The sequence below is a fragment of the Shewanella atlantica genome (assembly GCF_003966265.1).
Taxonomy (GTDB): domain Bacteria; phylum Pseudomonadota; class Gammaproteobacteria; order Enterobacterales; family Shewanellaceae; genus Shewanella; species Shewanella atlantica.
In genome coordinates this window covers 32,024-57,144 of record NZ_RXNV01000018.1, presented here as the reverse complement: position 1 = coordinate 57,144, position 25,121 = coordinate 32,024, and the positions used below count along the sequence as shown (strand labels likewise).

The window sequence follows — 25,121 nt, the reverse complement described above, 5'->3', positions numbered from 1 at the left end:
AACTTAGTTTTTATCTAACATGCTTGCTGGAAATTGAATATCTAAGTCTTCTACGGATAATTTACCAGAGATTAAGCGCTGTAATAAGTTGTCTTTAGTCGATTTAAGATTTCTATTTTGTGTAATTAAATTCTCTTTTTTTGAGTTAATAGAGTCGATAATATTAAAGAAGGAGGACAATATCTCCTGATTAGGCATAAGTATCTTAACTTTTTTTAATCCTGAAATTGTAAATGCTTGTTGAGACGAACCTATAGTGGTCTCAAGTAAGCTACCCTTACCGCTCGGAGTGTTTATCCAAAAAAATATAAACTTACTATTAATATCAGATTGAGATTTGAACCAAATTAAATTTCCATCTTTAAAATAAAAGCGATCATGTTTTTTCACTAAACATGGAATCCCTAATGTTCCAACAGAAGTAACTAATATGTCATTCTCTTTTGGGGAGCCAAATTTTTCATGTATTTCTAAAAACTTTTCTTCACTTATATATAATGGCGATGATGGTTCAGAACCTTTAGATCTTTCTATCACTTCTTTTGAACGATAAAATGGCACACCAACGTCAACATAATCACTCAAAAAAATACGCTTACTTGATGTAATTTCGACAAGTTGATCCAAACTAATTACATTCCAGTCTTCAGGTATCCCTTTTTCAAAGGTCGCTTTTTTATATCCTGGAAAACGAAAACGAACAAACCATTCACGATAAATTTCTTCAGCCACTTTTACTAGCAACGCAATACGTTTTTTGTTGTTTTCAATTAGATCATCATAAGATGAGAGAATAGCTGCTACTTTCCTTTGTTCATGCAACTCAGGGATTGGAAAGTCGATAGAAAGCAATTTCTCAACACTCATATTATCTTGAGTTGTACCCTGAGAAATCGATTGCATCTGCAACTTAAAGGTATCTAGACAATACTTTATATACTTTAATTCAGCCTTATCAGGATCGGGAATAAAGCCTATGATGCTATCAGGAAAACAGGCTGGATAAGTTAGTATTGCCGTTTCAGCAATATTTGCTGCAATTGTTATGCATAGTGTGTTTACGGGCCATAATTTACTTTGTTCGAGTCCTTTCTCATTATACGTTTGAGTATGCGAGGTTAAATAAAACGGGCTGTGTTTAACGTCACCCGTTTGAATGAATGGATATTCACCTCCATATAATGAGAGGTCATTTCTAGGGCGGTGCTTAGACTTACCTCGGTCTACAGAGCCTAATTCATTAAGCTTAAATTTTTTCATCATCACCCACCAAAGCACTCAAATTTTTTGAAATTAATGTTTGTAGAGCCTCCGCTTCTATTGCTAAGGCGGTAAGCTCATCATTATATTTATTTAAGCACTCTGTAAACTCCTCTTCAGTTCTACCATCTTCTTCAATCACAACCCCTACATAGCGACTTGGATTCAAAGAGTAATCTTGTTCTGCAACTTCTTCCTGACTCGCTAATTTGCATAAGCCTGTTACATCTTCATATTGCGCATTAGGAAAACGATCTTGTAACCAGTGAATGTGTTTGAAATATTGTTCTGCATTTTTCACTTCTTTATGTAACAGTTCCAACGCTTGTTTAAGTTTTTTGGTTTCTTTATCGGTTGTGGTACGTTTGCCCGATACTTTTGATACGTCTACTTTAGCTTTTTCATGTTTACGCACTATTTTATCTAATTGCTTTAAACCAAGGTGCAAAGAAGTAAAGAACGGATCAAATACTTCACGTAACTTATGCTGAGCAATATTAAGCGTTTTTATATCTGCTTTTTTAGTTAACTTACCGTTAGTTTCTTTTAAGTAATTAGCGAAACTCTTTTTTAACTTAGTTAGTGCTTTCCATTCACTGACCAAATCACCAACCGCAGATTTTCCTTGTTTATCATCCAACACTTCAATTAACTGTTCACTGACGGGTTGTATTTGATTGTAGTTCTCTTCGAGTAGTTCAACGCCTTTTTCAAAGTAACTGTCAATTGTGCGGATAAACGCTAAACGGTTACCTTTATGTAGTTTGCTGATGAGTGCAATATTTTGAATTTGCTCTTCATTAAATTCGCGATGAGCACGGTCAATTTGGGTGTAAATGTTTCGAGCATCAATAAATAGTAATTTATCGTCTTGTTTGTTTTTATCAAAAAACCACAAGGTCGCTGGTAAAGTAACGGTATAAAACATATTAGGTGGCAACGTTAGCATGCCATAAATAAGATTTTCTTTAATTAGTGTTTCACGAATACCTGCTTCAGAATGACGAGCATCAGAAGCTGAATTTGCCATTACCAATGCGGCGCGGCCTTTTTCTTTTAATGAAGTCGCGAATAGGTTAATCCACAAGTAATTTCCGTTAGGAACAGTCTCTTTGCCTTCATCACCTTTTTTCTTTTTGGTTTTGTTACGCGGAATACCATAAGTATTAAAACGTGCATCAGCTTCAACCGTTGCTACAGGCACATCGTCAACATTGAATGGTGGGTTCGCCATAACAAAATCAAATTTACCAAAAGAATCATATGGATCTTCAGAATATGTGTTCGCCTGTCTTACATCACCACGTAAGCCATTTACCGCAATATTCATTTTGGCTAGTTTTACGGTATCACCTGTTTTCTCTTGCCCATATACAAAAAGCTGGTTTTCATCATGGTCTTCACCAAGCTCTTCTAATTCAGCTCTGTGGTTCTCAATAAACTGTTGAGATTGTACAAACATACCGCCCGATCCACAGGCAGGATCTAGCACTGTACCTTTGTAAGGCTCGATGACTTCTACCATCAGTTTAACCACTGACGTAGGTGTAAAGAATGCCCCTCCGCCTTGACCTTCGGCTAATGCAAAGTTACCCAGAAAATATTCATAAATTTTACCTAATATATCGCCACTAGCATCACGAGGAATATCAGAAAAGGTTTTCAGTAGTTGAGCCGGTACAGTCGAGTCTGTGCGAGTTAACGGAATGTATTCATCTTTTGGTAATACCCCTTCAAGTTCTGGTTTATACCTTTCAATATCTTCCATCGCTTCTTTTATTCTTTTAGCGACGTTTTCACTTTCTTTAAGTTTTAATAAATAGTCGTAACGTGCGTGTGGAGGTAAATAGAAACCACATTTTTCAACCGCTATTTTATCAATCGACTTTTCACGACGAGTACCAGAAAATTTTGCAAACTCTTCATTAATTTCTTGTTCTTTACTAGCGTAGTTATTATCGGCAAACTTTAAGAAAATAAGCCCTAAAACAGGTGTCGCATATTCTGTCGATTTTAGATCGGTATTAGCTCTTAAGTTATCAGCCGCCGACCAAAGATTTTTCTCTAGTTGTTTTAATTGTTCAGTATTCATATTTTTAATTACTCTTCAAAAAACTCTTCGTCAATCTTCTTCAGGTGTAATACCTGTTCATCTCTGCTGCCGATGTTGTATCGCAACATAAGCTTGGATAATTCTTGGCCATTAATCAGCACGATACGCATACCTAAGTCTCTGGCTGTCTGCTGTGCCGACGATGTGAAGTCTGAGGTAGTGATGAATATCCCTTTCTGAGCTTTTTTAAGGTTTAACGCACCAAAGAAGTCTCGAATATCACTGGCACCAATATTATTACCTTCTGCATACCGTTTGGCTTGGATGTATATCTGATCTACGCCTAGTGGGTCTTGATCTATCACGCCATCAATACCATTATCGCCAGACTTTCCTAATGCATGTGCCGCGCCTTCACCTGTGCCGCCGTATCCCATGGCAAGAAGTAATTGGATCAATAGGTCTTCAAAAAAGGCTGGGGTGACCTTACGTGTACGAGAAAGCAGCTCTGACGTAAGCGCATCATTAATGGTTTTATAAGCTGCATTTAGTGCTTCATCAGGTGTTATCTCACTGGTTGAGTCGTCAGTACCAGAAGGTGTTTTAACCTGAGAGCGAGAAGTGTCATTCTTCTGCTCTTTGAAGGCGATAAACTCATCAAACTGCTTCAAGTAGTGGTTATTGATAACCGCATTAGGGTCTTGCAGCGCTTTAATGCCTCTATCAGAAATGACAAAGTGTGCTCGTCTGGTGACTTCAAGTAGACCTGCTTTAGTAAGGTAAGTACGGGCCCAGCCAATACGATTGTCTAGAATACTTTGTCTGCCACTAGGGAGGGTTTCGCTGCGTTCGTCTTCTGTGAGATTTAATTGGTCGGCAATTTGATTGATGACATCTCTAAGCTTGACCTCTGAGCCATCAGCAGCCTGAGCAATCTCTAAAAAGGGGCGCATGAATTGCTGATAATTTGGGATCATTTAAAACCTTTGTTATAGCTTGTTTTATTTGCAATTTTTTTGAGCTCTATAAACTTAAAAACTCATTTTTATCTTCAAAGCTTCTTAGATATTTTGGGACCCAAGCTGAGGGGGTTAAGAGTATGGTAAAACAAAGAGATAAACAAGAAATCAAGGGGGCTGACATCAAGAAACTGAAGAGCGATAAGTAGAGATTTGGGAGTGAAAGTTAGCTTTTTGTTAACCATAATCACGCATCAAAATATCTTTTAGTTTTCCTGATTGTGATTCAAGCTGCGTAATGAGTCTTTTGTAGCGCTTTCTATATTTGTCTGGTGACGAAGAGAGTGAATCTTGCTCTGACATTTCGACAAACGTCATCCCTTCCAGCTTATCCCAGAAACAGCGAATTTTCTTGTCGTTAAGCCCTGATTCTTTCAGGAAGTCATCAAGCTCTTGTATCGTATCGTGATGAAAGCTTTGCATATTCAAACCCGATGCTGCTATTGAAGAGAGCCAGGCATCCACTTGGTTTGCATCACCACTATAGTGTGTTCTTGCCGCTCTACCAGCCTTTCTCTCTTTGTGTTTTTCACCTTTTTCTAGTTTGGGTTTATTTTTGCCATGACCCCAATAGTACCTCTTCTTTCGGCAGAATGACTTCGTTGCTTCCAAGACGTATTTTTTGACGTAATTCTTGTCCTTTTTAAACTCAAAAAGCTTCCTTTGCCGCTCTTTTACTTTGCTTACCTCATTGGACTGGGCATTCAGCTGGCCAGTTAAAATGCGCTCAATATCTGCGATGCAGCCATAGGTCATGTAATCCAGATCTGCGGCTTCTGGGTATCGACCTATCCTTTGGCCTACCATGTGCCTGATGAGATTCCTATCCCGCCTTGTTACTACATAAAACTCAGCGAGAAGTGCTCCACTGAGCTCTTGCTTTTCATCATTGTCCATTTTGCATCAAAACCTTACTAGTCAGCACCTCGAAGCTTCCCGATTATTAGCGATTTGCACAGCTTTTCAAGCACAGACGTCAAGAAAATCATAATTCATAAAAATAATTTTGTCCGGTACAGCTAAAAAGTCCCCCTAACTATTCGTAAATGAAAAATATTTATGAATGCTTATCAATGATTTATTTATTTAATAGACATAATATATCGATAAATAATGATAAAAATCAATATCTTAACTGTGGTTTTGAGCTTGATTTTTACGACAAATTGCTCATTATTAGATTATTGGAATTTGTTTTATACGGAGTGGATATGGAAAAAGTTGGAATTGAAAAAAGTCATCAGTCTTTTGTTTCTTTGACGGAGGAACAATGGGTAAGAGCTTGAAGATGGTGACCGAAAAGCGGCAGGCAACTTGGTATCGTAAGCACCGAAAAAGTATCGATGACGGGTGCTATGAACCATTCTGGCGAGCTGAAGATGTGCGTTCGTCCGGTATCAAGGTAAAAGTTCGGCACTTCAAGGACCCTAATAGAGTGGTTCACCTGTTGTCGATGAATGAAATGTTCATGTATCAGCTCATTGCATGGGATACCAGTATATCTGAGGTGTATGAACAATTTGCCATTCCTCTTGAAGAGTCTATTGCTATCGCTGATCAGCTAGGGGTTAAGCACCCTGTTTATTTGGATTCAAGGACTCCTATCGTACAAACCGTAGATTTTATCTGTTTGCAAAACGACCAAACCAAGAAATGTATTGCTGTTAAGCAGAAGTCATGGCTGGAAGATCAACGAACCCAAGAAAAGCTGGCAATCCAAGAAGGATATTGCCTTATAAATGATTACGACTTTCAGATTGTTAGTTCCGATGAATTGAAAACCAATCGTTGTCAGAATCTCGAGTTTTTATTCAATCATGCCAATCTTGACCAATTGCTAATCGGCGTTTTTAGGGTTTGGATTTCCAACTTTTTTGGGACTATGGCTGACGATCGGGAGGACCGGGTTGCACACATACTGGAGCGTTCAGCTAAATTGACCGGTATTCCTTATAGGCGAGCAGCACATTTTTTCTTTCATGCAATCTGGGTCAGCTTGCTCGAATTCAACTGGCATCGCCCATTACTGTTAGAAGCATCCGCATCAGATCTGGAGTTAAAACCTAATGACAAATATTGCACCCGCTTACGCGGATAGGCGCTGTGAATTTAAAAATCAAAAAGTGATAGGACCTCATCCGGAATTGGAAGAGACGTTAGTCATTGGGGCGGAGCCCATTGATGAAGATTATTTAGTGATAATGGTTGATGTCGGTATGAATCAAGTGTTCATGATCAACCTAGATAGTACTGCTCGTTTCCCAATCAGTGTGCCTTATGATGAGCTCATGACAACCATTGATGATGGTTTGGTCATCATGGCGGATATGCAACTCGATCCTCGCTTGTTGATGGATGAAGAGAGTCTCAGCCCGGGGTTTAAGAAAAAGGCCAATCAGCGATACAAAGATATATTGCCATTGATATTGGACCTTGAAGCTGTACTGAGATGTAGATATGGAGATAAAGCTTTTAAAAAGGCCTGCAAAGATTCTGGGCGTTCAAAACAATACATCTACGATTCTTTCTATTCGTTTCTTCGCAATGGGTGTCGAAAGTGGGGGTTGGGTATACCTCAAGGAAAGGATGCCAATCATATTCCTAAACAGCGTAAGCTAATGGTCAAACAAGGCTCCTCAAATGAAGACATCCCTCGCGGTAAACTTCTTGATGAGCAAGACTATAAAATTTTCGAAGAAGGTAAGAAGCTCTACCAGAAAACAAGTGGACTCTGCATTCGAAAGGTTCTTCGTCGGTTATGGGAAAAATACTATTGGAGGACGCGTGTAAAGTTATCAGCGCAACAGCGAAGGCTATCTGGAGAAAAGTATGAAATTGAATTGCTTCCTCCTGATGAGCGTCCTACATATTGGCAATTCCATTACTGGTTAAGAAAAGAGTTTGGTGGCTCATTGCCTAAGCGTGACCGTTCACGTGCAAACGCGACCGAATATGCTGCTAATCAGGCCGGACGTCCAGGAGATAGCTTCGTACATGTCACTGCGCCGGGACAATGTTATATGCTCGATGAAACGCCTTTTGATGTGGAAATTGTCTCTATTTTTGACACGACCCGCAGCACTAAGCTGGGAAAGCCCACGTTGTATTTTGTAAGAGATACGTTTTCGTGGGCGATTGTCGGGTTGTATATAACGACACAGAATCCAAGTTATGCGACTGCAAAAGAAGCGCTTTTTAATGCGATTCGTGACAAAAAGGGCTTTTTAGAAGAAATAGGCAGCCCGGTAAAACCTGAAGAGTGGCCAATGCAAGGGGTTCCTCTTAGCCTGCTTGTTGATAATGCCGAATTTCGAAATACTCTGAGCGAAGGGGTTATTACGGACTTACCCGTAACGGTCAAATTTGGCCGTCCAGGGCGGGGAGATGATAAGGGACATGTCGAGTCTCTTTTTCATGCATTTAACAGCTTTTTCAAAGGCGACAGTAAATCACTACAGTCACAAAGTCCACGAGATATCGCGCTACAAACGGCACGCAAGCACGCCTGCCTGACCCTCAATGAACTCTACATAATCGCCAGTGTGTTTATCGTCCATTACAACGATAAACGCCTATCTGAAAACTACCCGATTAACAGGGTCATGGTTAAGGATGGTGTGCGTCCGACGCCGAATCAGCTACATGCCTGGGGAATGACATATCGTCCGGGTGGACTTATTGATATGAGTGAAGATGAGGCGTATCTACGGCTAATGGAGAAGGGGACGGTTTCTGTTCATAAAACTCACATTCTCTTGAAAGAGATAGGTCTTCACTACAACTGTCAGTGGATGATTGCTGAGGGAATACAAGATCGATTACCGAAAAAAAATTCGGCGAAGCCATATAGCTGTCGATACCATCGGGGCTTCTTGGATCATATTTTTATCTGTACACCCGATGGTCTACAAATGGCCACTTTAGATAACAAAGATCAGCGTTTTTCTGGCTTAAGCCTTGCCGAGATAAAGGACCAGAAGGCATGGGAGAAAAAAGATCACGCATTACTGCGAGAAGACGAATTGAATAGCTTAGTCACCGCAGAACGTTTTTTGCGAGATTGGTTGCAGTATGCTGCCTCGCAAAAGCATCCCTCCAGCATGCCAAGTATTTCGACAATTAAAGATAACCGCAAAAATGAATCCATTTTTGATCGAATCCAACAAGCTAATCGGATCGCTCAAGCATTTCAGCACGAACACCTTCAGCCATCAGAGGACCATTTCTCGCAGCTAGAGTCCGAACGAACCGGTACTTTTGGTGCTTGTAGTTTTCCTAGTGATTACTTCGATGATGATGTTGAAAATGCCGAACAAGATGATTTTTACGAGGATGAACCATGAGAAAAATTACCGTAGCCAATGCCCGTTACCGAACCCCTGCATTACCAGAACATCAGCGAAATCCATTGATCTCAGCTATGCCGGATTTGATCAATCCGGCAAGGTTGAGACAGGTACTCACCAGAGTTCCTGTAGTGCCTGAACTTGATGGTATGGATAATAAAAATCGTATGATTTTAGCCAAACGAATTCGAAATATTTTGGTACCAACTAATATCTTTCGAGATTTCTATCACGCACTCTATCACCTGATAATAGTGGGCTATGAGAGTCGTAACCCGCTAGATCCCCAAGTCGTCGAATGGCATTACGATGTTGCAGATCCCACCATCAGTCTAGAAACCTTGGTTGATGAAGATAGGCTGAACCAAAGTGATGTAGATACTACCTGTGAGCATCTGTTTCTGACTGGGTTGTCTGGCGTGGGTAAAAGCGCAATTAAAAACAGCATTTTGGCTACTTGCTTCCCTGATGTGATCATCCATAACAGAGAAGATTTTGATGAAATTCAAATTGTTCAGCTGCATTGCGAAATGCCCCATGATGGATCGCGTGGCACCTTGTTGAAAAACCTAATGGAAGGTTTTGATAATGCCTTGCGAAGTGTTGAGAAAACCAACTTTTTGGAGCAGGTGCAACCAAGCTTGGCGCGAAGTGCCACCATAGGTGCTATGGAGAGCTTTCTCAAATCGTTGTGCGTGAAATATCATGTGGGTGTCATCATTGTTGATGAGTTTCAAAATATAAATGTCGCTTCAGCGCCGGATAAAAACAAGATGCGCCAACTGTTCGATAACATGTCAAACATGTTAAATGTGCCATTTGTCAAAATTGGTACGACGGATTCATTGAGTCTTTTCCAGTCCAAGTTTCGTCATGGTCGCCGCGCAGGTGAAACACTCGAAGTCAGTCCTTATATTCGTATTCCTCAGAAAGTGGAGTCTGATGGAAAGCTACCGACTAAGGCGAATAACAAAGGGCGAGATTGGGATAATCTTGTTCATGCGCTTTTTCCATTCCAGGTTACCAAAAAACCAATTGAGTTTACCGAACGTTGGGATGCGGAGCTTTACCGTTTAAGTTGTGGGATCCCCTACGTGCTATTCACGCTCTGGCAGGAAGCACAGATCGATGCGATACGATCCGGTAGTGAAACGCTTACTATCAAGCGATTGAATTATGTTTTTCAACATCGTTTTAAGCTGATTAAAACAGCACTGAATGCCTTACGAAAACGAAAGATGGGTCAGTTCCAAGATCTGCTCACCATCAATCAGCTATTTGATAAAAATGAAGCGGATGCTGCGATTAAGCAACTAAGTATTTTTGTAGAAAAAGAGAACTTCTCTGGTCCGGCAGCGACTGAAATACTGGATGGTGTAGAGGTGCTGACAGAAGATTTTACCCTGAATCCTACCCAAAAAAGTCGCTTAGCAGCAGTGAAAGCGAAACTGGAACAACGAGCTCAGCCTGTGCTTAAAGGCCAAACCATCGAACATAAGGACTAGAATTATGCAGACAGTCCGCATGTCCTTTGCACCTGGTGAGCATTTGCTCAGTGCTTGGATGAGATACAACCTCAGGCTAGGCTTTGCTCATTTGTCCTTTGATCGCTGTTTACAGTACTGGAAGTTACCCAAGCAGCATTTGAAGTCGCAGCGTGTGTCAGGTGAGGTAACCGATACAATAGTAAGCCAGTTAGCAGGTTCTACTGAAGCACGTAGGTCTTTACTGATGTGCCACACCAATTATCGCTTGTGGCTCCTAAGTGATGATACCGGCATGCTCAATCAAAATCTAAGCGTCTCTACTGGGCGGCCAAACTTAGAAACGAATGTATTGGCATTTCCCGTTGGCTGGCAGTTGTGTTCAGAGTGTGTGGCTGAAAACCGCAGTGTATTGGGCTTTAGCTATTGGCAGCGTGATCACCAGTTGCCCTCAGTCACTCATTGTCTCAAGCATAAGGCACCTTTGCTGACACATGATTCTCTGAGAAAACTTCATAAATTATCGTTGCCTCAGAGCTATTTAAGTCTGCCTTTACATGCAGTTGATGAAGTCTCAGAGCTATTGGAGTGGAGTAGATTTGTTTCCCTTGTGGATAGACTAATTGCTGAAAACTCTACCTTCCCTTCACTTTGGCGAGAGCAAGTGAAAAAAAATCTTGAGTTACCCCATCCGGTAAAGCACACCCACCGTCCAATCTATAAGGCGTTGGGTGAGCAGATGGAAAACTCTTTGGGAGAAGTCTTACTCTGTCATCTATTTAAGGCCTGGAAAGCGCCACAAATGCGTAAACCTAACCTCTTATGGATGACGCTATCAGGTATGAGCTCATCAACACTGCGGCATCCAGTGTACTGGCTGGTGGTCTTGTATTGGCAGCGAGAAAAGCTAGCAGGACTTGGGGCTAGCTAATGAAAGTGCCTGTGCGACATAAAATTCAATCCGATGAAACTTTGTTGAGCTGGGTTGCTAGGTTGAGTCGTACTGGGGCACCGCTGAGGGAAAATGACATTATCAATGATTTGCTGGGTAGGCGGCGTGCTCGGTTGCACCCTTACTTACCGTCATACATTTCCAAACTCGCTAGTGCTATACACATCTCTGAGTGGGAATTACTCAACAACCATACGTTGTATCAATTTTTTAGATTCTTTGGCCTTGATACATTGGGCACTTTACGCGACTCGATGCTATCAGGCGATGCAACCAATACGGTGATATTCGCGGGGTTACCTCATACCAAGATCAGTTTCTTTGATGGACACAAATACTGCCCCATTTGTGTCCGGCTGGGGCGTTACGAATACGGATTTGGCTATTTTAAAATTCATCATCAGATCCCAGGTGTAGAAGCTTGTTCTGAGCATGGATGTGAACTGGTGGGGTTGATGGGTGGTAATTTGGGATATGACAGGCATTTAGTGCTGCCTTCATGTAACGACAGAATGATACTTGCAACAACTAAACAAATTGAGTTTGCTGACTTCGCCAACAAAATTTGGCAAATCACCCAGCACGCTGAGGAGCCCGTTGACTATCACTGGGTGTACCGCTCAGTCCTCAGTTCTCGAGGCTTCATTACGCAGGAACACCACCTTAGATTAGCGCCAATGCTTCAAGAGATGAATGCATATTACGAAGGATACTCATTTGGGCGAACTCTAGGGCTTCCTATTTCGCTTCAGTCATTCGAATTTATTGGGCCGCTGTTGCGGAACAAGACCCACTACCCGTGTCATCCAACCAAACACTTACTCTTTGCATTTTGGTTATTTGATGGTGATGCCAGCTTATATGCCAGTAAGCCAAGTGTTGAGCCTTTAGAAGAACCGCAGATTAAGACTAATTTGGAGCAGACTGCTCACGTGCTATCTCTGCTCAAAGAGGGCATGAGCATGAATCAGATTGAAACGGTCACAGGTAAAAGCCGTAGCTATATACGGCGTGTTGCTGAGCTTAATCACATTCCACATCAAAGCCATGCCACGAAGTATCCTCAGGGTCTTCGACAGCTGGTGGTGCTTCGAGCCAAGCTCGGACAACATCGACAAAAAATAGCGGATTTACTCGGGGTTGGCCTAGGCTATGTGGAACAGATTATATCGAGTACCAAAGGCCTGGTGCCGTGGCGTAAAGCACTTCGGGTCGAAGAAAGGGTGTATCTGGCGACTGAGGTGCTTAAGCGTACACGAGAACAGCATCCAGACTGGCTGCGGAAAGACATTAAAGCCGCTTATTCAGTTGAGTTTTTCTGTCTGTATCATCATGACCGAGCCCTACTTGAGCTGTTATTGCCGCCGAAAACCAAGCCTGTGCCACCAGGGAAAGATTGGGGTAAAGAAGATGCCAGATTGGTGAGCTCAATTCAGGCGCTAGCGCAGGTAGAAACCCTATCACTGAGTCAAATAGATCATGCTATTACTGGTCATGGCTTATTACGCAAATCCATCGATAAGTTACCCATGACTCGTAACTTATTAATTAAGTTAGGGAAGTTCAAGCTCAAAGCAGAGTGATATATAGAGATGTTCGGTTAGCTGTAATGCAGCGATGTGCATGAGATAGAGCGACTACAGATGGAGATTCGATCATGTTTAAACATGCTTATGAAATGTTGGGTGAAGAGAGTGTCACCTTGAAGACCCCGCAATCATCGTTGGACGTGATCGAAGTGCTCCGATCCGGTCTACCAGCCACTACGCTAGATAGCGCAGCGATGCTGCTCTGCACCTCAAAGCGGCAGCTCATTGCTTTACTGGGAATGGAACCGGGTTCTGGGCACTGGCATAGCAAGTTGCTTGATGACCGCCTGTCAGCAAAGCATACCGAACATCTGTTAATGATGATGGAGGTGCTTTATCTGGGGGGACGGTATTTTGGTGAACGTGCTGCGGCTTTGGATTGGCTCAATAAGCCCACCCCAGTCTTTGGTGGGGTAGCCCCCATGAGCTTGTTGGATACAGCAACGGGGATAAGCATCATCACTGACGAACTCAATCGACTCGCGCATGGCATGACTGCCTGATTGCTGAGCCGAATCGCAACATTATGTCTAAGCACGGCATTCTCTTAGTAACTCCCCCGAAAGTCTAGGGTGAACTGGGCTAGGCTTGTAAAAGCCACTCATCAAAACCGGAGGAAACATGCATCAAGCCTGCATTCTCCAGCAACGACTTAACCACCACTTCCCGCAAGTCCGGTTGCTCGATGAACTGTGCATGCAAGACCGCTATGTCTTTCCCTGCTACGGACTCCTCCAGACTCTGGCTGGGCTGGTGGATGCACAAGACGGCTACGTGGAGGTATTCAAAATAGATTATTGCCCTCTAAACGGGATCCCTACGCTCAATCTTATCCTCTCTGGAACGGTAGATATGTTGCTGCTTGATGCGGTGTTTGATCGTTATCAGGCGCTGCTACAGGCCGCTGCGGCTGGCCCCGGGGCTGATTACCAACCATGAGGCTGCTGAGTTGCGGTAACGCCATAAGCGGAGCCTGTCGCACGCAGATATTCACAATGACCTATGCGAATATGTTAAAAAGCCGTTCCCTGAAAGTGACCCGCAGGGGCGGCTTTTTACACATATTTCACTTTGTGCGAAGTAACTATTCCTCTTGAGTAATATGCCAATTCTCAAGTCCTAACACTTTGGGACTTTGTTGTTGTTCTAGATAATTTTCTTTAACTAACTTTTTTAAACCTTGGACAATTAACGCTATATCAGGCTTTCCTAAAAACTCTACCCTTTGGATGAAATCCACTATATCTCCAGTACTAAAGTAATTACTAAAGGGGGGGATTTTAGGTGCTCCTGACGGGTTATGATATTCGTTAACTAATTCAATAATGAATTTAAGTGTTTCTGTGGAGTAGTCGTTCATTTTCATTCCTTAAAGATTGAACGTTAGGGGGGCTGATAAAGTATAGGGGGTGAACACGACTTTCTTTCTACTGCTTGATTGAGTATTAACGGATTTCCGTTTAAGCCACTGTTTTTCATGATTTAATTGATTTACTTTTGTTTCGGCTTGAACTATTGTCTTTGTGTTTATGAAGCACTGAAAAGGTGATAATGATGAAATTAAAAGTGATTATTGAAAGCATAAGGAACTGGTATTTGGGGGAGTGGCGCGCTTATGAAAATGAACCTGGCGATATTGTTATAATGCCTGGTGGGAGACGATATCCACATTGGACAGCTACATTAGCTAGGGTGATAATTGAATTTTTAACAAAGCATGCTAAATGGGGTGGTGCGATTGTTTTATCCGCCTTATTAACTTACTTGTTAAAGAGATTTCTCGGCTAGATAGGGATTATTAAAGCGTAGCGTCACGCCTTGGCGGTGTAGTCCTTCATCCTGCCAGGCACTCCTTTAATTTTTTCTGCGGGATTTCGATGAGGTGCATATTTAAGAGGCCACATACTTTAACAGTGGACTCTACTCCCATATTGGGACTTTTACTTGGCATTGTGCAGAGATGGAAAGAGGGGGAGGCAAGCGAAGCGCCCCCAATAGAAATCGAACTTAAACTGTTTGGGTTACTGTTACACCCAAACTAACTTCGTACATCCGGAATCCTCAACGACTACTGATTGACCATATTTTCAATCTTCGGGTTGCCAATTGTCTAATGCAGACGCCCACATCCACTCTCACACAAGACTGCGCACAATTGGCAGTTATGGTAAATCGGGGAGTTTGGCAGTGGAAATGGCGCTTTGGCGGGGTTGGTGTGTATTAACGGGTATTTTTAATCGTTATCTTGTTGCTTCGGTATCGTTTTAGGGCTGAAAGTTTAATCCGGTTTTTGGTGTGTGGTTGATGACGATGCTGGTAGTTTGAGTTTAAGGGCGATTTGCTACTCAAAGCGCTGTTTATCATAAATTGCTGAGGAGAGTTGAGGTGAGTGAAGTAGGTAAAAAGCGGGTTTATTGTCTGAAGGTGAAGCCGCTCTTTGTTGAAACGCATTATGGTATGTATTACGCGGGGCGTGTCCAGCCGCTGTTTTGCCATTGCGCATTCCATGATGAGTTGGTGTCACTGATATTGAGCTTGAGGGAACGATTGATTGAAGAGGGCTTTCATCAAATTACTCAATGTTTACCAGAGGCGCGGTGGTTCTATGAGTTAAGCCGACGCTATCATCACGAGGTGAAGAGCTTCATTAACGTGACTGAAAAATCGGTGTTCTTGACTGGTTTTCTTTCGCCGTTTGATGAGCCCCATTTCCAGACAACTAAAATACCGATAGCTGAGTTGCTCCTTAATCCTGGTCAATTTAAGCTCGTTGATCCCGTGGTAGATGTTAGCCCGTCGGTAAAAAGTCTCATTGCGGAAATAGAAGCTAAAGATGCTGAACTTGAGCGTCGGCTTGAACAGTCTTATGCGCTGGATAGGCTTGCTGAGGCTATGAGTGAATTGGATGAGGTAACGGCGGTTATTAATGTCGATTTAGATACGCATCAGGATTTACTCAGAAAAGAGGTCGATAGTTTCACCCAGGCTGTTGAACAACTGGAGCAAGAAATAGAAGCGCTCAACATGAGGCTGCTTTATCAATGCCTGAAAATACAAAGCGGAGATTGGGTGTCATCGGATGTGGCAATACCTGGCAAGAAGATCCAGCTGGTGGTTGAGTCGGCCAGTTACTCTGATGGTTGGTTATCTATTCGGGGCACGAACATCACTCAGAAAGGAGAAGTAGGAAAGCGAGTTGAAAGCTTCAGTATAGAGGTGTTGCAGCATGAACATTGAAAGCAAACTGCAACAGCTAAGAAAGGCCAGGAAGCTCAGAGCAATCCTGCCGTTTCACTCAAGGCAAGTTGGTGGCATCGACGTTTCAAAAGAACAGTATTCTGATGTGCAGGCCTTTGTGAAAGTACTCTTTAAGCAGCTAAAAGCCAATAAATTTGATATTCAAGTGACGCATTGGGGCGAGATCTACCTTATTGAGCCAGTGCGGAGTATCCATGTTCTTTTGTCTATCAGCTCAAGAGCGAATGACGATGAGATTGAGCAGGTAAAGCTCGCGCTTAAGTCTAAAGATTATCTGACTAAAGAAGTCGATGGGTTTGCAGAGGAACTGCTTTGCGTGTCATTTTGCGCCTATCGGCCAGGAACAAAGTGGCGTCGCTACCCTCTTGATCTAACCTTGAGGAATTTTGATGAGCTAGTAACTCAAATCATTACAGCAATGAAGTTTAATGTGGCGCAATTATCCACGACAATTAAGCATGAACTGAGCAAAGATATCCATCAAGTGAACTTAGATGATCTGATGGCTTTAATCTGTTATGGCGCGGCAAGGCAAGGGCCTGACTCTCAACTCGCTCACTTAAGTAACAATAACGAGTTGAGATCTCCCACATCCTGCAAGCTGGTGGAGCATCAGTTGACGTTCTATGGATACTATTGCAAGCAACATCAGTTTTTTCTATCTCCGTCGTCTATGAAAATCTTTAGGATATTGCTTCCAGATGCTGGTGACATTGAAGCAGAGTTTGTAGCCTGAACGGCTTGCTTTACTAGGTATGTTGGTAGCATCGACACGTGGATTATCCCATGTCGAAATAATTGTGTTGTGTAAACATGAGGGGATTCTATGAGTCCTGCGTACGGTTACATTGACTAGGCTGTTGAAGCCAATGACAGCTGCGCTTTACTTACTCGTACATGGAGTGGTTATGTTTAATATTACGTTTTATGCTAGAGGGAAATCTATCTTTGACAAAAAAATTAGTGCAAATGAAGTAAAATTAGACTAAGTTTTAGCTCATAAGGATTAGTCCACATTTTCCGCAGACAAATGTTGACCAGGTTTTTTAGGTGGGTAAAATGTAACGCCTAAAATTTGAGGATGATCGTATGGTAGTAGAACTACAAAATAAAAAACAAAAATCAACTAGTAGCGTCTCTTCACCAGCATTTAACGGTAAGGTTGTCGAGTTCGGAACTGCCCGTAAAAAACAAGCGGAAAAAAAGGCACTGGCAAGCATTATGAACAGAGCTAACCGCCTTAATTGGTAGGATTTTTACCTCTTTTACAATATAGTAGAGTTCTTCATTAAATGTTATGGATAACTCTGCACTATGACAAGCAACGTAGCTAAAAAACACTCCTCTCCTGCTAGTAGTGGGCGGCGCTCATCTAGCACCTCCGATAGCATTAAGCTTATATCTGGTCGTCAATCCCAAGAGTTGGTAATTGGTCTATGTGGCCCTATTGGCGCAGGCATAAAAACCCTACGTACAGCTCTTGAAAAACAACTTAAAATTTTAGGCTATCAAGTTGAGCATATTTATGTCAGCAGCTTGATGAATGATATTGATACCGATAAATCTCCAAGTATAACAGGTTCTTACGATAGGTATGTAAAGCGGCAAGATCAGGGTGACAAACTTAGACATCGCTTTTCACATCAAATATTAGCTGAAGCAATAATTAGTAAAATAGCTACGCTAAAGCAACAGATTAAACTTAATTGTGAAATTGAAGAAGATGAACGATTTTCAGGTAAAGTAGCCTACATAGTAGATCAGCTTAAGAATCCTGCTGAAGTTGAGCTTTTACGTCTTGTTTACCAAAATAACTTTTACTTAATTGGTGTTCTTCGACATGAGTCAGAGCGGAAGCGAAATTTGAGGGATGAAAAAATCTCTCCCAAAGATATTGATGACTTGATTCATAGAGATAGAAAGTCAGCTCTAAAAGAAGGTCAGCATACTGAAAAAACTATTTTAGATGCAGATTTTTTTATAAAGAATAACCAAAGTCATATTTCTGAGCTAAATAAAAAAGTTGTCAGAATTTTACACTTAATTCACGGGAAGAATGGTCTTAGCCCATCTCTTTTAGAGAAGGGAATGTACAGCGCCTTTTCCTCTTCGTTGCAATCAGCCTGTCTTTCTCGGCAAGTTGGTGCATCAATTCTAGATATCAAAGGAAATATTGTAGCTACCGGACGAAATGATGTGCCTAAGTCTGGTGGAGGTCTTTACACTTTTGAAGATGATAATTCTGACTATCGATGTATTCATAAGGGGGGGAAGTGTTACAACGATGCACATAAAAATAAAATAAAAGAAGGTATATCACATGAGATAGCTGAAGGAATTATGGCTATTTTAAAGGAGGTAGCTCCAAAAGAAGAGAAGCTAGAACAATTGGTTTCTGAAATTTTTGATAATGGAGCAAGTCAACATATAGCTGATAATATTTTCAAAAACACCTCAGTAGGATCCTTAATTGAATATTCTCGATCTATACACGCAGAAATGGATGCGATTACGTCCTTGGCGCGAACAGGAGACTCTTCAACTTCAGGTAAAATATTATTTACAACTACTTACCCTTGTCATAACTGTGCAAGACATATCGTGGCGTCAGGAATAACTCAAGTTTATTATATTGAGCCATATGAAAAAAGCTTAGCACTAGACCTCCATGATGATGCTATTAATGATGGTGATCACACATCTTCTTTAAAAGTAAATTTCACTCAATTTGAAGGCGTATCACCAAGGCGATATCAGAAGTTTTTCTTTGCTACGGCAGAGCGAAAGTCAGATACAGGTGAAGCCGAAGAGTATGCTACTAAATATAATAATCATGTAGATATACAGTTCATTGATAGCTTCCAAGATTTTGAAGATAGAATAACTCAAGATTTTATACAAAAAACAAAAAAAGTTGATTTAGTTGAACAAAGTTAGAGGTTGGACTGTCCCCAGAACCTAAGGGGCTGGCAGCCTCATTTAGAGGTTGCTTCAGGTTTGATTAAAGACATGTTGAGCTTTGAATCCCTGTGTTGATGAAAAGCTCTTTGTGAGAGTTGAAATGAAGACTATCTCGCCCAACCTAACTCAACCAGAACAAACCATAGTGGTAAGCCCCTAGAACAGTTGGCACTTCACTAGATTCTATGGACTGCCCCGAGTGTTATGGACAAATTTCACCTAAGCTTTTTGCATAGGAGATATGTTTATGAGTGGACAACGATATACCCCAGAATTTAAAGAAGAAGCCGTCAAGCAGGTCATCGTTCGAAACTATGCCGTCACCGATGTAGTGGGGCAATCTAGTATGTAATAAGTTGAACAGACCAAGCCTTTGGATGTTTTCCGGTCATTCGCAAAGACATTCGCTTGGTACATCATTAGCGATCAGAACTGTTGGGTGAAATATGATTTCTGTAACATATCAGATTGATAGTAAGTCAAGTCGAAAAGGATACAAATCAGAAACCGGTGCTTTAAAAGCTATTTGGAAGTGGCTAAAAAAACATAATGGCAAAACAGACATGTCTGCAATTATTTATGTGCCAGGAAGTGAGCCTAGAGTATTCGATGACTGTGAGCAATTACCTTTTAAAGATCCAACGGAGTCTGATTTCTACTCAAGCGGAAAGTGGATGCGGTTACGCTATCAAGCATTTGAAGTATATGGAAATAAATGTGCATGTTGTGGAGCCAATCCTGAAAGCGGAGTAACCCTGCATGTTGACCATATAAAACCGCGTTCGACTCACCCTGAGTTGGAACTAGATATCACTAATTTGCAGGTCTTGTGTGAGCAATGCAATATTGGAAAGCTCAATAAATTTCAAACACAGTGGCGCAAGTCGTAGTGTAACCCTCCCCTAAAATAGCCCCATGCATAAGTTCTCCCGGTACCGGTGACCACTCCCCAGGCACAGGGAAGTGGTGGTGTAAACCTCCCTATTTTGTCCCCCCTGAAAGTGGAGTGGCCATGCATGAGACTATCTAGGGGGAGGTTTACAGTTTAGCTAATTTTGGGCGTCTCAAATGTTAAGAACCAATATTCAAACACTAGAATAAATACACAGAAATGGAGAGGGTATTGATACAAATTAATAGGGAGTAGCTATAAGGTAAAAATTAATGGGACAGGAGTATGCCTTTGTTTCCTATGTAAATCAATGCCTTCTAAACTGGTAAGCTTTCGATGACGATAAAGGAATGTGCGATGTGAGTCACGTTTTGATAAGGGAGAAACTTGTAACTTAACTGTTAATCAATAAGCAGAGAGCTCATTGAAAGCATCAAGTAAGGAGTTTATATGGGCAATAGAGTGATGATACTTACGCTAACAACATGTTTATTCTTTCAAGGATGCGCAACACATGCTGATGTCGACAGAAAAGTTGAATCTGCAAAAGCCGATAATTTTAGGAGTTTGAAAGAGGCTAAAGAATATTATGTTCAACTTGTGAGGACGTACAAGCAGAGCACAAGCGATAAGGTAGAAGCAGCCTTTGATGCTGCTGCTGAAGGAAAGTTAGAGCTTAGTAAAAAATTGGAAGCCGAAGCTAATGATCTAAAGCAGAAGTTAAAGTCAACACAAAGAGAGTTAGAGAAGATTGAAGGCCTAGTTCAGAATAATAGCGGTGATATAAAAATAAATAAAAAAAATATTGATAGCAATAGTGAGGCCTTAGGTGAGGTTAAAGAAAGCCTTGACTCTGTAAAAAGTGAAAGAGCCATTCTGCAATCAGATATTAATCAGCGACACGAAATGAGTGTGCGTATGTCTGAACTACAAAAAAAGGATCTAGACGATGAGCCAGCCAAACTATACTCCGAACTTGATTAATAAATCCCATATTCTTCTTGCTGCAATTTCGACTTTAGCTGCTGTTACAAGTCTTTCCCTAGCTTGGGATAGTATAGCGGAAACGGAGGAGCTGAATATACAAAAGTTGGCTAGGCAAAATATTGCTCTTTCCGAGAGAGTTTCTGCATTAAGCACTTCTAATGACAGGCTCAAGGATACGGTGAATTCTCTTAAAATCAAAATTGATTTTCTTCAGAAAACCCCAGCCACACTACTTAAAGACGTTGACTCATTAGAGGAAAAGGTTAGGTTGATTTGGAATAGTTCACAACAAAACTTTGAGCTAATTAACCGTGTGGACGAGAAGCACTCCAGACAATAATGATCGAGTTCACTTGGTTTGGGCTTTAGCTCATTCCAAGTGAATTGAGTTAATTGCAGTAGTGGACTGCTCCGAGTCATATGGACAAATTTTACTTAAGCTCTTTGTGTGGGTTGAAATGAGGGCTATCTCGCCCAACCTAACTCAACCAGAACAAACCATAAGGATGTAAGTGCTAAATCAGCATCTTTATCAGTAAGTCCACGTGTATTGTGTCTATGTTCTTCATTTGGTTTTCCGCGAGAGTGCAAACGTCTAACAATATCTGCATTTACAGTGATCAGGTCATGACCATCTTTACTAGAGTTACCATCTTTATTCTTATTTCTTCGCTTGGTTATTCCTGCACCTAAATCTAGTGATAAGTCATTTTCTAGTGCTCCAAAAACGATAGAAAGCAGATCTCGACACCTATCTATCGTATCAACAGGACCTAAGCGGTTAGCACTGTTTTCTACCTTTTCGAGTGATTGCCTTAATTGGTTAAGTGCATCACTTGGTACTTGGTTAGGTATTAACTCTGGAATGGTAGTAAAGCTATGTTTAGCTTTAAGAGTTAGTTGAGGACGTCCATTTGCCAAAGTTTCAACTGTTAATATTTGCCAGTATGAAGCAAATGGCTCTTGCCCGAGTTGCACTGTTGGAAGTTCTTTTACACTTCTTAAGTAAGATAGGCTGTCTTGTTGATATCCTACAGCTTCAAGTTTTGGAGCCTGCCCACCATTCCAGCTCTCACTTTTTAGGTCATTCCGAATAAAGTCATGTACGTGCCAGAATTGTGGTTGTGATCCATTCATGCGGTATACACGACCTCGGCGTACCTTTGTTATTGGATCGAAGCTGTCTTCACGAAAAAGATGACCGGAATAGCCGTTGAATTCAGGAAGAAGGTTTTGGATTTCGACACCTATAAACGATATTGGTAGCAGGTTTACAGATCCAATAGCAGGGGTGCCATTATTCGAGTTACCTTCATAGAGTCGACCTGATTGTTTACATATCCCAAGCTCATGCATATACACATCCCTTTCTAAGCATAATTTACATTGTTATTGATATCTTTGTTGAAATGATTGGTGTTAAGCCTTTGTATATTAATATCTTTGTTCTGTCTATCAATCTCGTTGTTTTACAGGCATTCAGGTGAAAAAATTAAGAGTTTGGCTTCGTGAGTTTAAGACCCGATTCAATATATCGGTTTATTTTACTTTGATTTTCGGTACTAACAGTACCTATATTGCAATAAATATAAACCGCTAGGGTTTTAACTAGGAGCATGTTTGTTCGCAAATGGAAGTGTCTGTCCATGAACCTTTTTAAGTCTTTAATCGTGACATGAGGGTTACATCTCCAAAAAGCGTATTCTTTTAGTAACTCCCCCGAAAACCTTGGTAGCTATGGACTAAGCTTAAGCTTTAAATTGATGTATCGAACTTTTTGAGTGCGATAAGTGAAGATTTATAGAGGTTGCCTTAATGACTCAAGTAAAACTAATCAAAACAGCTCAAGACTACGAACAGGCTTTAGCTCGTTTAACGGCGCTAATTGATCTAGATTTTGCATCAAAACTAGAAGACAGAGATGAAATTGAGATGCTTGTTTATGTGATTGATGAGTATGAACAAAGGATATTTCCAATTAACCCTCCGCACGCTATTGAAGCAATAAAATTCAGAATGGAACAAATGGGTCTAAATGAAACCGACCTGATTTATTATATCGGTTCTAAATCTAAGGTTGCTGAAGTGCTTAATGGTACGCGTAACCTTAGTCTCAATACTTATCGAAAGATATGTATTGGCTTAGGTATTTCAGCTGAAATGCTTGAAGAAATTGAAGAGCTCATCGAAGATGAACTTGATGCTAGGCTTGTTGATGAAAGGCGTGGCCAAGCTGAAATTGAGATTGAAATCGACGATCTTTAAACGCTTATCATGAAAGATTCAGAGGTGGCTTTGCAGCATCAGTTAAGTGACACTTCCCCTGTTTATATGTCTAAAATCTACTGAACCACTACACTTAACTAGATGAACGGTTACATATAAACGGTGGTAAGCTACTGTTAAATAAGAATTCACATGAATTCATATATGGTCTATGAATTCACATATGGCCTATGAATTCACATTCACAGCCAATGCACACATAACCGTGTTTTTATGAGCTGCGTCGTAATTGAGCACACGAAATCGTGTTTTTATGTGCTGCGTCGTAGTTGAGCACACAAAATCGTGTTTTTATGTGCTGCGTCGTAGTTGAGCACTCGAAACCGTGTTTTTATGCGCTGCATCGTAGAGTACACAAAACCGTTTTTTCTGTGCATTGTAAGCCACCTCTATAATAGGTCTCACATCCACAGATGTGACCTTAAGTTCAAAAGTTGCAACTTAAGATGTGTGCAGTATTTTTTCATTATAAACATAGGTTTAAGTTTGTCTTCGTTTTAATTCCATCTTGGGGTCTGAATATAGGCCTAAACAATGGGGCCTAGGTGGCAGCTTTGTCTTCGTTTAAATTACACCGATACATAATCCTTTGCTAAGGTCCTTGCTCATACTCTCGGCTATCTTGTTGCTGAGCGCCTGTGGGAGTCTTCCTCCCGAGCCAAGCACTAAAGCGTCGGCTCAGTTAGAGCGTCAGTTAATGGCATTTCATCAAGAGTGGCGCGGCACACCATATCGACTGGGTGGAATGAGCAAGCGGGGCATCGACTGCTCCGCTTTCGTTTATCTGGCCTATAAAGAGTTGTTGGGGGAGACGATAGCAAGAACTACGTCTGAACAATTAAACTCAGGTGCAGAAATATCTAAGGATAGACTCAAGGCGGGGGATCTGGTGTTCTTTAAAACTGGGTGGACGACACGTCATGTAGGCATCTATTTGAGTGATTCTAAATTTTTGCACGCATCGACGAGCCAGGGTGTGATGATTTCGACATTGGAAAACAGCTACTGGAAACGGAAATATTGGTTATCCAGGCGGTTATAACTTAGCTTTTTTGATCTATTAAATACCGGATTAGCTCCCACTTTTAACCCGCTTAAAGATATAATACGCATTAATTATGCTAGTTTAGACTCAACTAATATCCTCCGCTTCGATGCTGTATTGTGAATGAGCATCTGTAGGGGGATCTGCTTATTCGATAGGACTGAAGATGACCAAAGCAAAAATCGGTATTGTGACTGTAAGTGATAGAGCCAGCGCTGGAATTTATGAAGATCTTTCCGGTAAGGCGATTATCGATGTATTAAATGAATACCTCACTTCTGAGTGGGAACCGGTTTATGAAGTCATCCCTGATGAGCAAGATGTCATTGCTGCGACTCTGATTAAGATGGCCGATGAGCAAAACTGTAGTCTTATCGTGACGACTGGCGGTACCGGTCCTGCGAAACGTGATGTGACTCCGGAGGCTACCGAAGAGGTCTGCGATCGCATGATGCCTGGTTTTGGTGAGTTGATGCGTGCCGAGTCATTGAAGTTTGTTCCGACAGCTATCCTGTCTCGCCAGACTGCGGGTCTTCGTGGTGACTCTTTGATTGTTAACCTTCCGGGTAAACCTAAGTCGATTCGCGAATGTCTCGACGCCGTGTTCCCGGCAATCCCGTACTGCATCGATCTGATGGACGGTCCATTCCTCGAGTGCGACGAAGCTGTGATAAAGCCATTCCGCCCGAAGGCTAAGTAAGTTCTGCTTTTTCTGAATTAGAGTTAGTTTGTAGCCTGTATAGCGAGTGTCTCGACGCACTCGTTATGCCCCGCAATCCCATTCAACATCTCGATTTTGAAGATGGAAACAACCAAGTGCTATTTGGGCTTTTTCTTTTTTAACTCATCAGCTCCAAGCTTACATCTACAGTATCTGCTTAAAGATTCATCTCACTTGGCTCTTTAGATACATTTTCGGCCCTTTTTTATAACTTTTCACAAACTTTTAGACGTTATCCCCTCGCAGGTGTTAGTAACATTTTTTTAAC

The 25,121-nt window shown here is 41.4% G+C and carries 24 protein-coding genes; 18 read left to right on the top strand and 6 right to left on the bottom strand.

Annotation, left to right across the window (positions count from 1 at the left end; translation table 11 throughout):
* Nucleotides 1-3 precede the first annotated feature (3 nt).
* The 4 genes from EKG39_RS21175 to EKG39_RS21160 all read right to left on the bottom strand — a co-directional run bounded on the left by EKG39_RS21175 (nt 4) and on the right by EKG39_RS21160 (nt 5,229).
* Nucleotides 4-1,260 carry a restriction endonuclease subunit S gene (locus tag EKG39_RS21175; RefSeq protein WP_185817677.1) on the bottom strand — a complete coding sequence of 419 codons (1,257 nt, stop codon included), beginning with the start codon at nt 1,258-1,260 and terminating at the stop codon, nt 4-6.
* The gene (locus EKG39_RS21170; RefSeq protein WP_126508000.1) at nt 1,247-3,352 is read right to left on the bottom strand and encodes a type I restriction-modification system subunit M; all 2,106 of its coding nucleotides are present in this window, start codon (nt 3,350-3,352) and stop codon (nt 1,247-1,249) included. The genes EKG39_RS21175 and EKG39_RS21170 overlap by 14 nt, the downstream gene beginning before the upstream one ends.
* An 8-nt stretch (nt 3,353-3,360) precedes the next feature.
* Nucleotides 3,361-4,290, bottom strand: coding sequence for a restriction endonuclease (locus EKG39_RS21165; protein ID WP_126507999.1), 930 nt, complete (start codon nt 4,288-4,290; stop codon nt 3,361-3,363).
* Nucleotides 4,291-4,509: 219 nt separating this feature from the next.
* Nucleotides 4,510-5,229 (bottom strand): hypothetical protein, encoded by a 720-nt coding sequence (locus EKG39_RS21160; RefSeq protein WP_126507998.1) that lies wholly within the window; start codon nt 5,227-5,229, stop codon nt 4,510-4,512.
* Between the two features lie 373 nt (nt 5,230-5,602).
* On the opposite strand from EKG39_RS21160, the gene EKG39_RS21150 reads away from it, so the two are divergent.
* The 7 genes from EKG39_RS21150 (at nt 5,603) to EKG39_RS21120 (ending at nt 13,642) form a co-directional block, all read left to right on the top strand.
* Entirely contained in the window at nt 5,603-6,430 is an 828-nt protein-coding gene (locus tag EKG39_RS21150; RefSeq protein ID WP_126507996.1) for a TnsA endonuclease N-terminal domain-containing protein, read from the top strand.
* Nucleotides 6,399-8,675, top strand: a complete 2,277-nt coding sequence (locus EKG39_RS21145; RefSeq protein ID WP_126507995.1) for a DDE-type integrase/transposase/recombinase — start codon at nt 6,399-6,401, stop codon at nt 8,673-8,675. Before EKG39_RS21150 ends, EKG39_RS21145 begins: the two co-directional genes overlap by 32 nt.
* A complete protein-coding gene (locus EKG39_RS21140) occupies nt 8,672-10,183 on the top strand; it encodes an ATP-binding protein (RefSeq protein WP_126507994.1) in 1,512 nt (503 codons plus the stop codon). Before EKG39_RS21145 ends, EKG39_RS21140 begins: the two co-directional genes overlap by 4 nt.
* A 4-nt stretch (nt 10,184-10,187) precedes the next feature.
* Nucleotides 10,188-11,093, top strand: a complete 906-nt coding sequence (locus EKG39_RS21135) for a TniQ family protein (protein ID WP_126507993.1) — start codon at nt 10,188-10,190, stop codon at nt 11,091-11,093.
* Nucleotides 11,093-12,697: a TnsD family Tn7-like transposition protein gene (locus EKG39_RS21130; protein WP_126507992.1), complete on the top strand. Its 1,605-nt coding sequence runs from the start codon at nt 11,093-11,095 to the stop codon at nt 12,695-12,697. The genes EKG39_RS21135 and EKG39_RS21130 overlap by 1 nt, the downstream gene beginning before the upstream one ends.
* A gap of 74 nt (nt 12,698-12,771) precedes the next feature.
* On the top strand, nt 12,772-13,206 hold the full coding sequence (locus EKG39_RS21125) for an antitoxin Xre/MbcA/ParS toxin-binding domain-containing protein (RefSeq protein ID WP_126507991.1): 435 nt from the start codon (nt 12,772-12,774) through the stop codon (nt 13,204-13,206).
* 250 nt (nt 13,207-13,456) lie between these two features.
* Nucleotides 13,457-13,642, top strand: coding sequence for a hypothetical protein (locus EKG39_RS21120; protein WP_126507990.1), 186 nt, complete (start codon nt 13,457-13,459; stop codon nt 13,640-13,642).
* A gap of 145 nt (nt 13,643-13,787) precedes the next feature.
* Here the strand turns inward: EKG39_RS21120 and EKG39_RS21115 are convergent, their stop codons facing one another.
* The gene (locus EKG39_RS21115) at nt 13,788-14,063 is read right to left on the bottom strand and encodes a hypothetical protein (RefSeq protein ID WP_126507989.1); all 276 of its coding nucleotides are present in this window, start codon (nt 14,061-14,063) and stop codon (nt 13,788-13,790) included.
* Between the two features lie 194 nt (nt 14,064-14,257).
* Here EKG39_RS21115 and EKG39_RS21110 point away from each other — a divergent pair, with 194 nt between their 5' ends.
* The 8 genes from EKG39_RS21110 to EKG39_RS21080 all read left to right on the top strand — a co-directional run bounded on the left by EKG39_RS21110 (nt 14,258) and on the right by EKG39_RS21080 (nt 21,141).
* The gene (locus EKG39_RS21110) at nt 14,258-14,491 is read left to right on the top strand and encodes a hypothetical protein (protein ID WP_126507988.1); all 234 of its coding nucleotides are present in this window, start codon (nt 14,258-14,260) and stop codon (nt 14,489-14,491) included.
* Between the two features lie 597 nt (nt 14,492-15,088).
* Nucleotides 15,089-15,940 carry a hypothetical protein gene (locus EKG39_RS21105; RefSeq protein ID WP_126507987.1) on the top strand — a complete coding sequence of 284 codons (852 nt, stop codon included), beginning with the start codon at nt 15,089-15,091 and terminating at the stop codon, nt 15,938-15,940.
* Nucleotides 15,930-16,697, top strand: a complete 768-nt coding sequence (locus EKG39_RS21100; RefSeq protein ID WP_126507986.1) for a hypothetical protein — start codon at nt 15,930-15,932, stop codon at nt 16,695-16,697. The genes EKG39_RS21105 and EKG39_RS21100 overlap by 11 nt, the downstream gene beginning before the upstream one ends.
* Nucleotides 16,698-17,050: 353 nt before the next feature.
* Nucleotides 17,051-17,212 carry a hypothetical protein gene (locus EKG39_RS23470; RefSeq protein ID WP_185817676.1) on the top strand — a complete coding sequence of 54 codons (162 nt, stop codon included), beginning with the start codon at nt 17,051-17,053 and terminating at the stop codon, nt 17,210-17,212.
* Between the two features lie 63 nt (nt 17,213-17,275).
* Nucleotides 17,276-18,898, top strand: a complete 1,623-nt coding sequence (locus EKG39_RS21095) for an anti-phage dCTP deaminase (RefSeq protein ID WP_126507985.1) — start codon at nt 17,276-17,278, stop codon at nt 18,896-18,898.
* A 470-nt stretch (nt 18,899-19,368) separates the two neighbouring features.
* Nucleotides 19,369-19,812, top strand: coding sequence for an HNH endonuclease (locus tag EKG39_RS21090; protein WP_126507984.1), 444 nt, complete (start codon nt 19,369-19,371; stop codon nt 19,810-19,812).
* A 452-nt stretch (nt 19,813-20,264) separates the two neighbouring features.
* A complete protein-coding gene (locus EKG39_RS21085; protein ID WP_126507983.1) occupies nt 20,265-20,798 on the top strand; it encodes a hypothetical protein in 534 nt (177 codons plus the stop codon).
* Nucleotides 20,764-21,141 carry a hypothetical protein gene (locus EKG39_RS21080; protein WP_126507982.1) on the top strand — a complete coding sequence of 126 codons (378 nt, stop codon included), beginning with the start codon at nt 20,764-20,766 and terminating at the stop codon, nt 21,139-21,141. The genes EKG39_RS21085 and EKG39_RS21080 overlap by 35 nt, the downstream gene beginning before the upstream one ends.
* Before the next feature lie 125 nt (nt 21,142-21,266).
* On the opposite strand, the gene EKG39_RS21075 is transcribed toward EKG39_RS21080, so the two are convergent.
* The gene (locus EKG39_RS21075; RefSeq protein WP_126507981.1) at nt 21,267-22,157 is read right to left on the bottom strand and encodes a hypothetical protein; all 891 of its coding nucleotides are present in this window, start codon (nt 22,155-22,157) and stop codon (nt 21,267-21,269) included.
* Between the two features lie 459 nt (nt 22,158-22,616).
* Here EKG39_RS21075 and EKG39_RS21070 point away from each other — a divergent pair, with 459 nt between their 5' ends.
* From EKG39_RS21070 to mog, 3 genes are all read left to right on the top strand, one after another.
* Complete coding sequence (locus EKG39_RS21070; protein WP_126507980.1) at nt 22,617-23,066, top strand: helix-turn-helix domain-containing protein; 450 nt, start codon at nt 22,617-22,619, stop codon at nt 23,064-23,066.
* Between the two features lie 610 nt (nt 23,067-23,676).
* Nucleotides 23,677-24,129, top strand: coding sequence for an NlpC/P60 family protein (locus EKG39_RS21065; RefSeq protein WP_126507979.1), 453 nt, complete (start codon nt 23,677-23,679; stop codon nt 24,127-24,129).
* 169 nt (nt 24,130-24,298) lie between these two features.
* Nucleotides 24,299-24,832, top strand: coding sequence for a molybdopterin adenylyltransferase (gene mog, locus EKG39_RS21060; protein ID WP_126507978.1), 534 nt, complete (start codon nt 24,299-24,301; stop codon nt 24,830-24,832).
* Nucleotides 24,833-25,121: the final 289 nt, after the last annotated feature.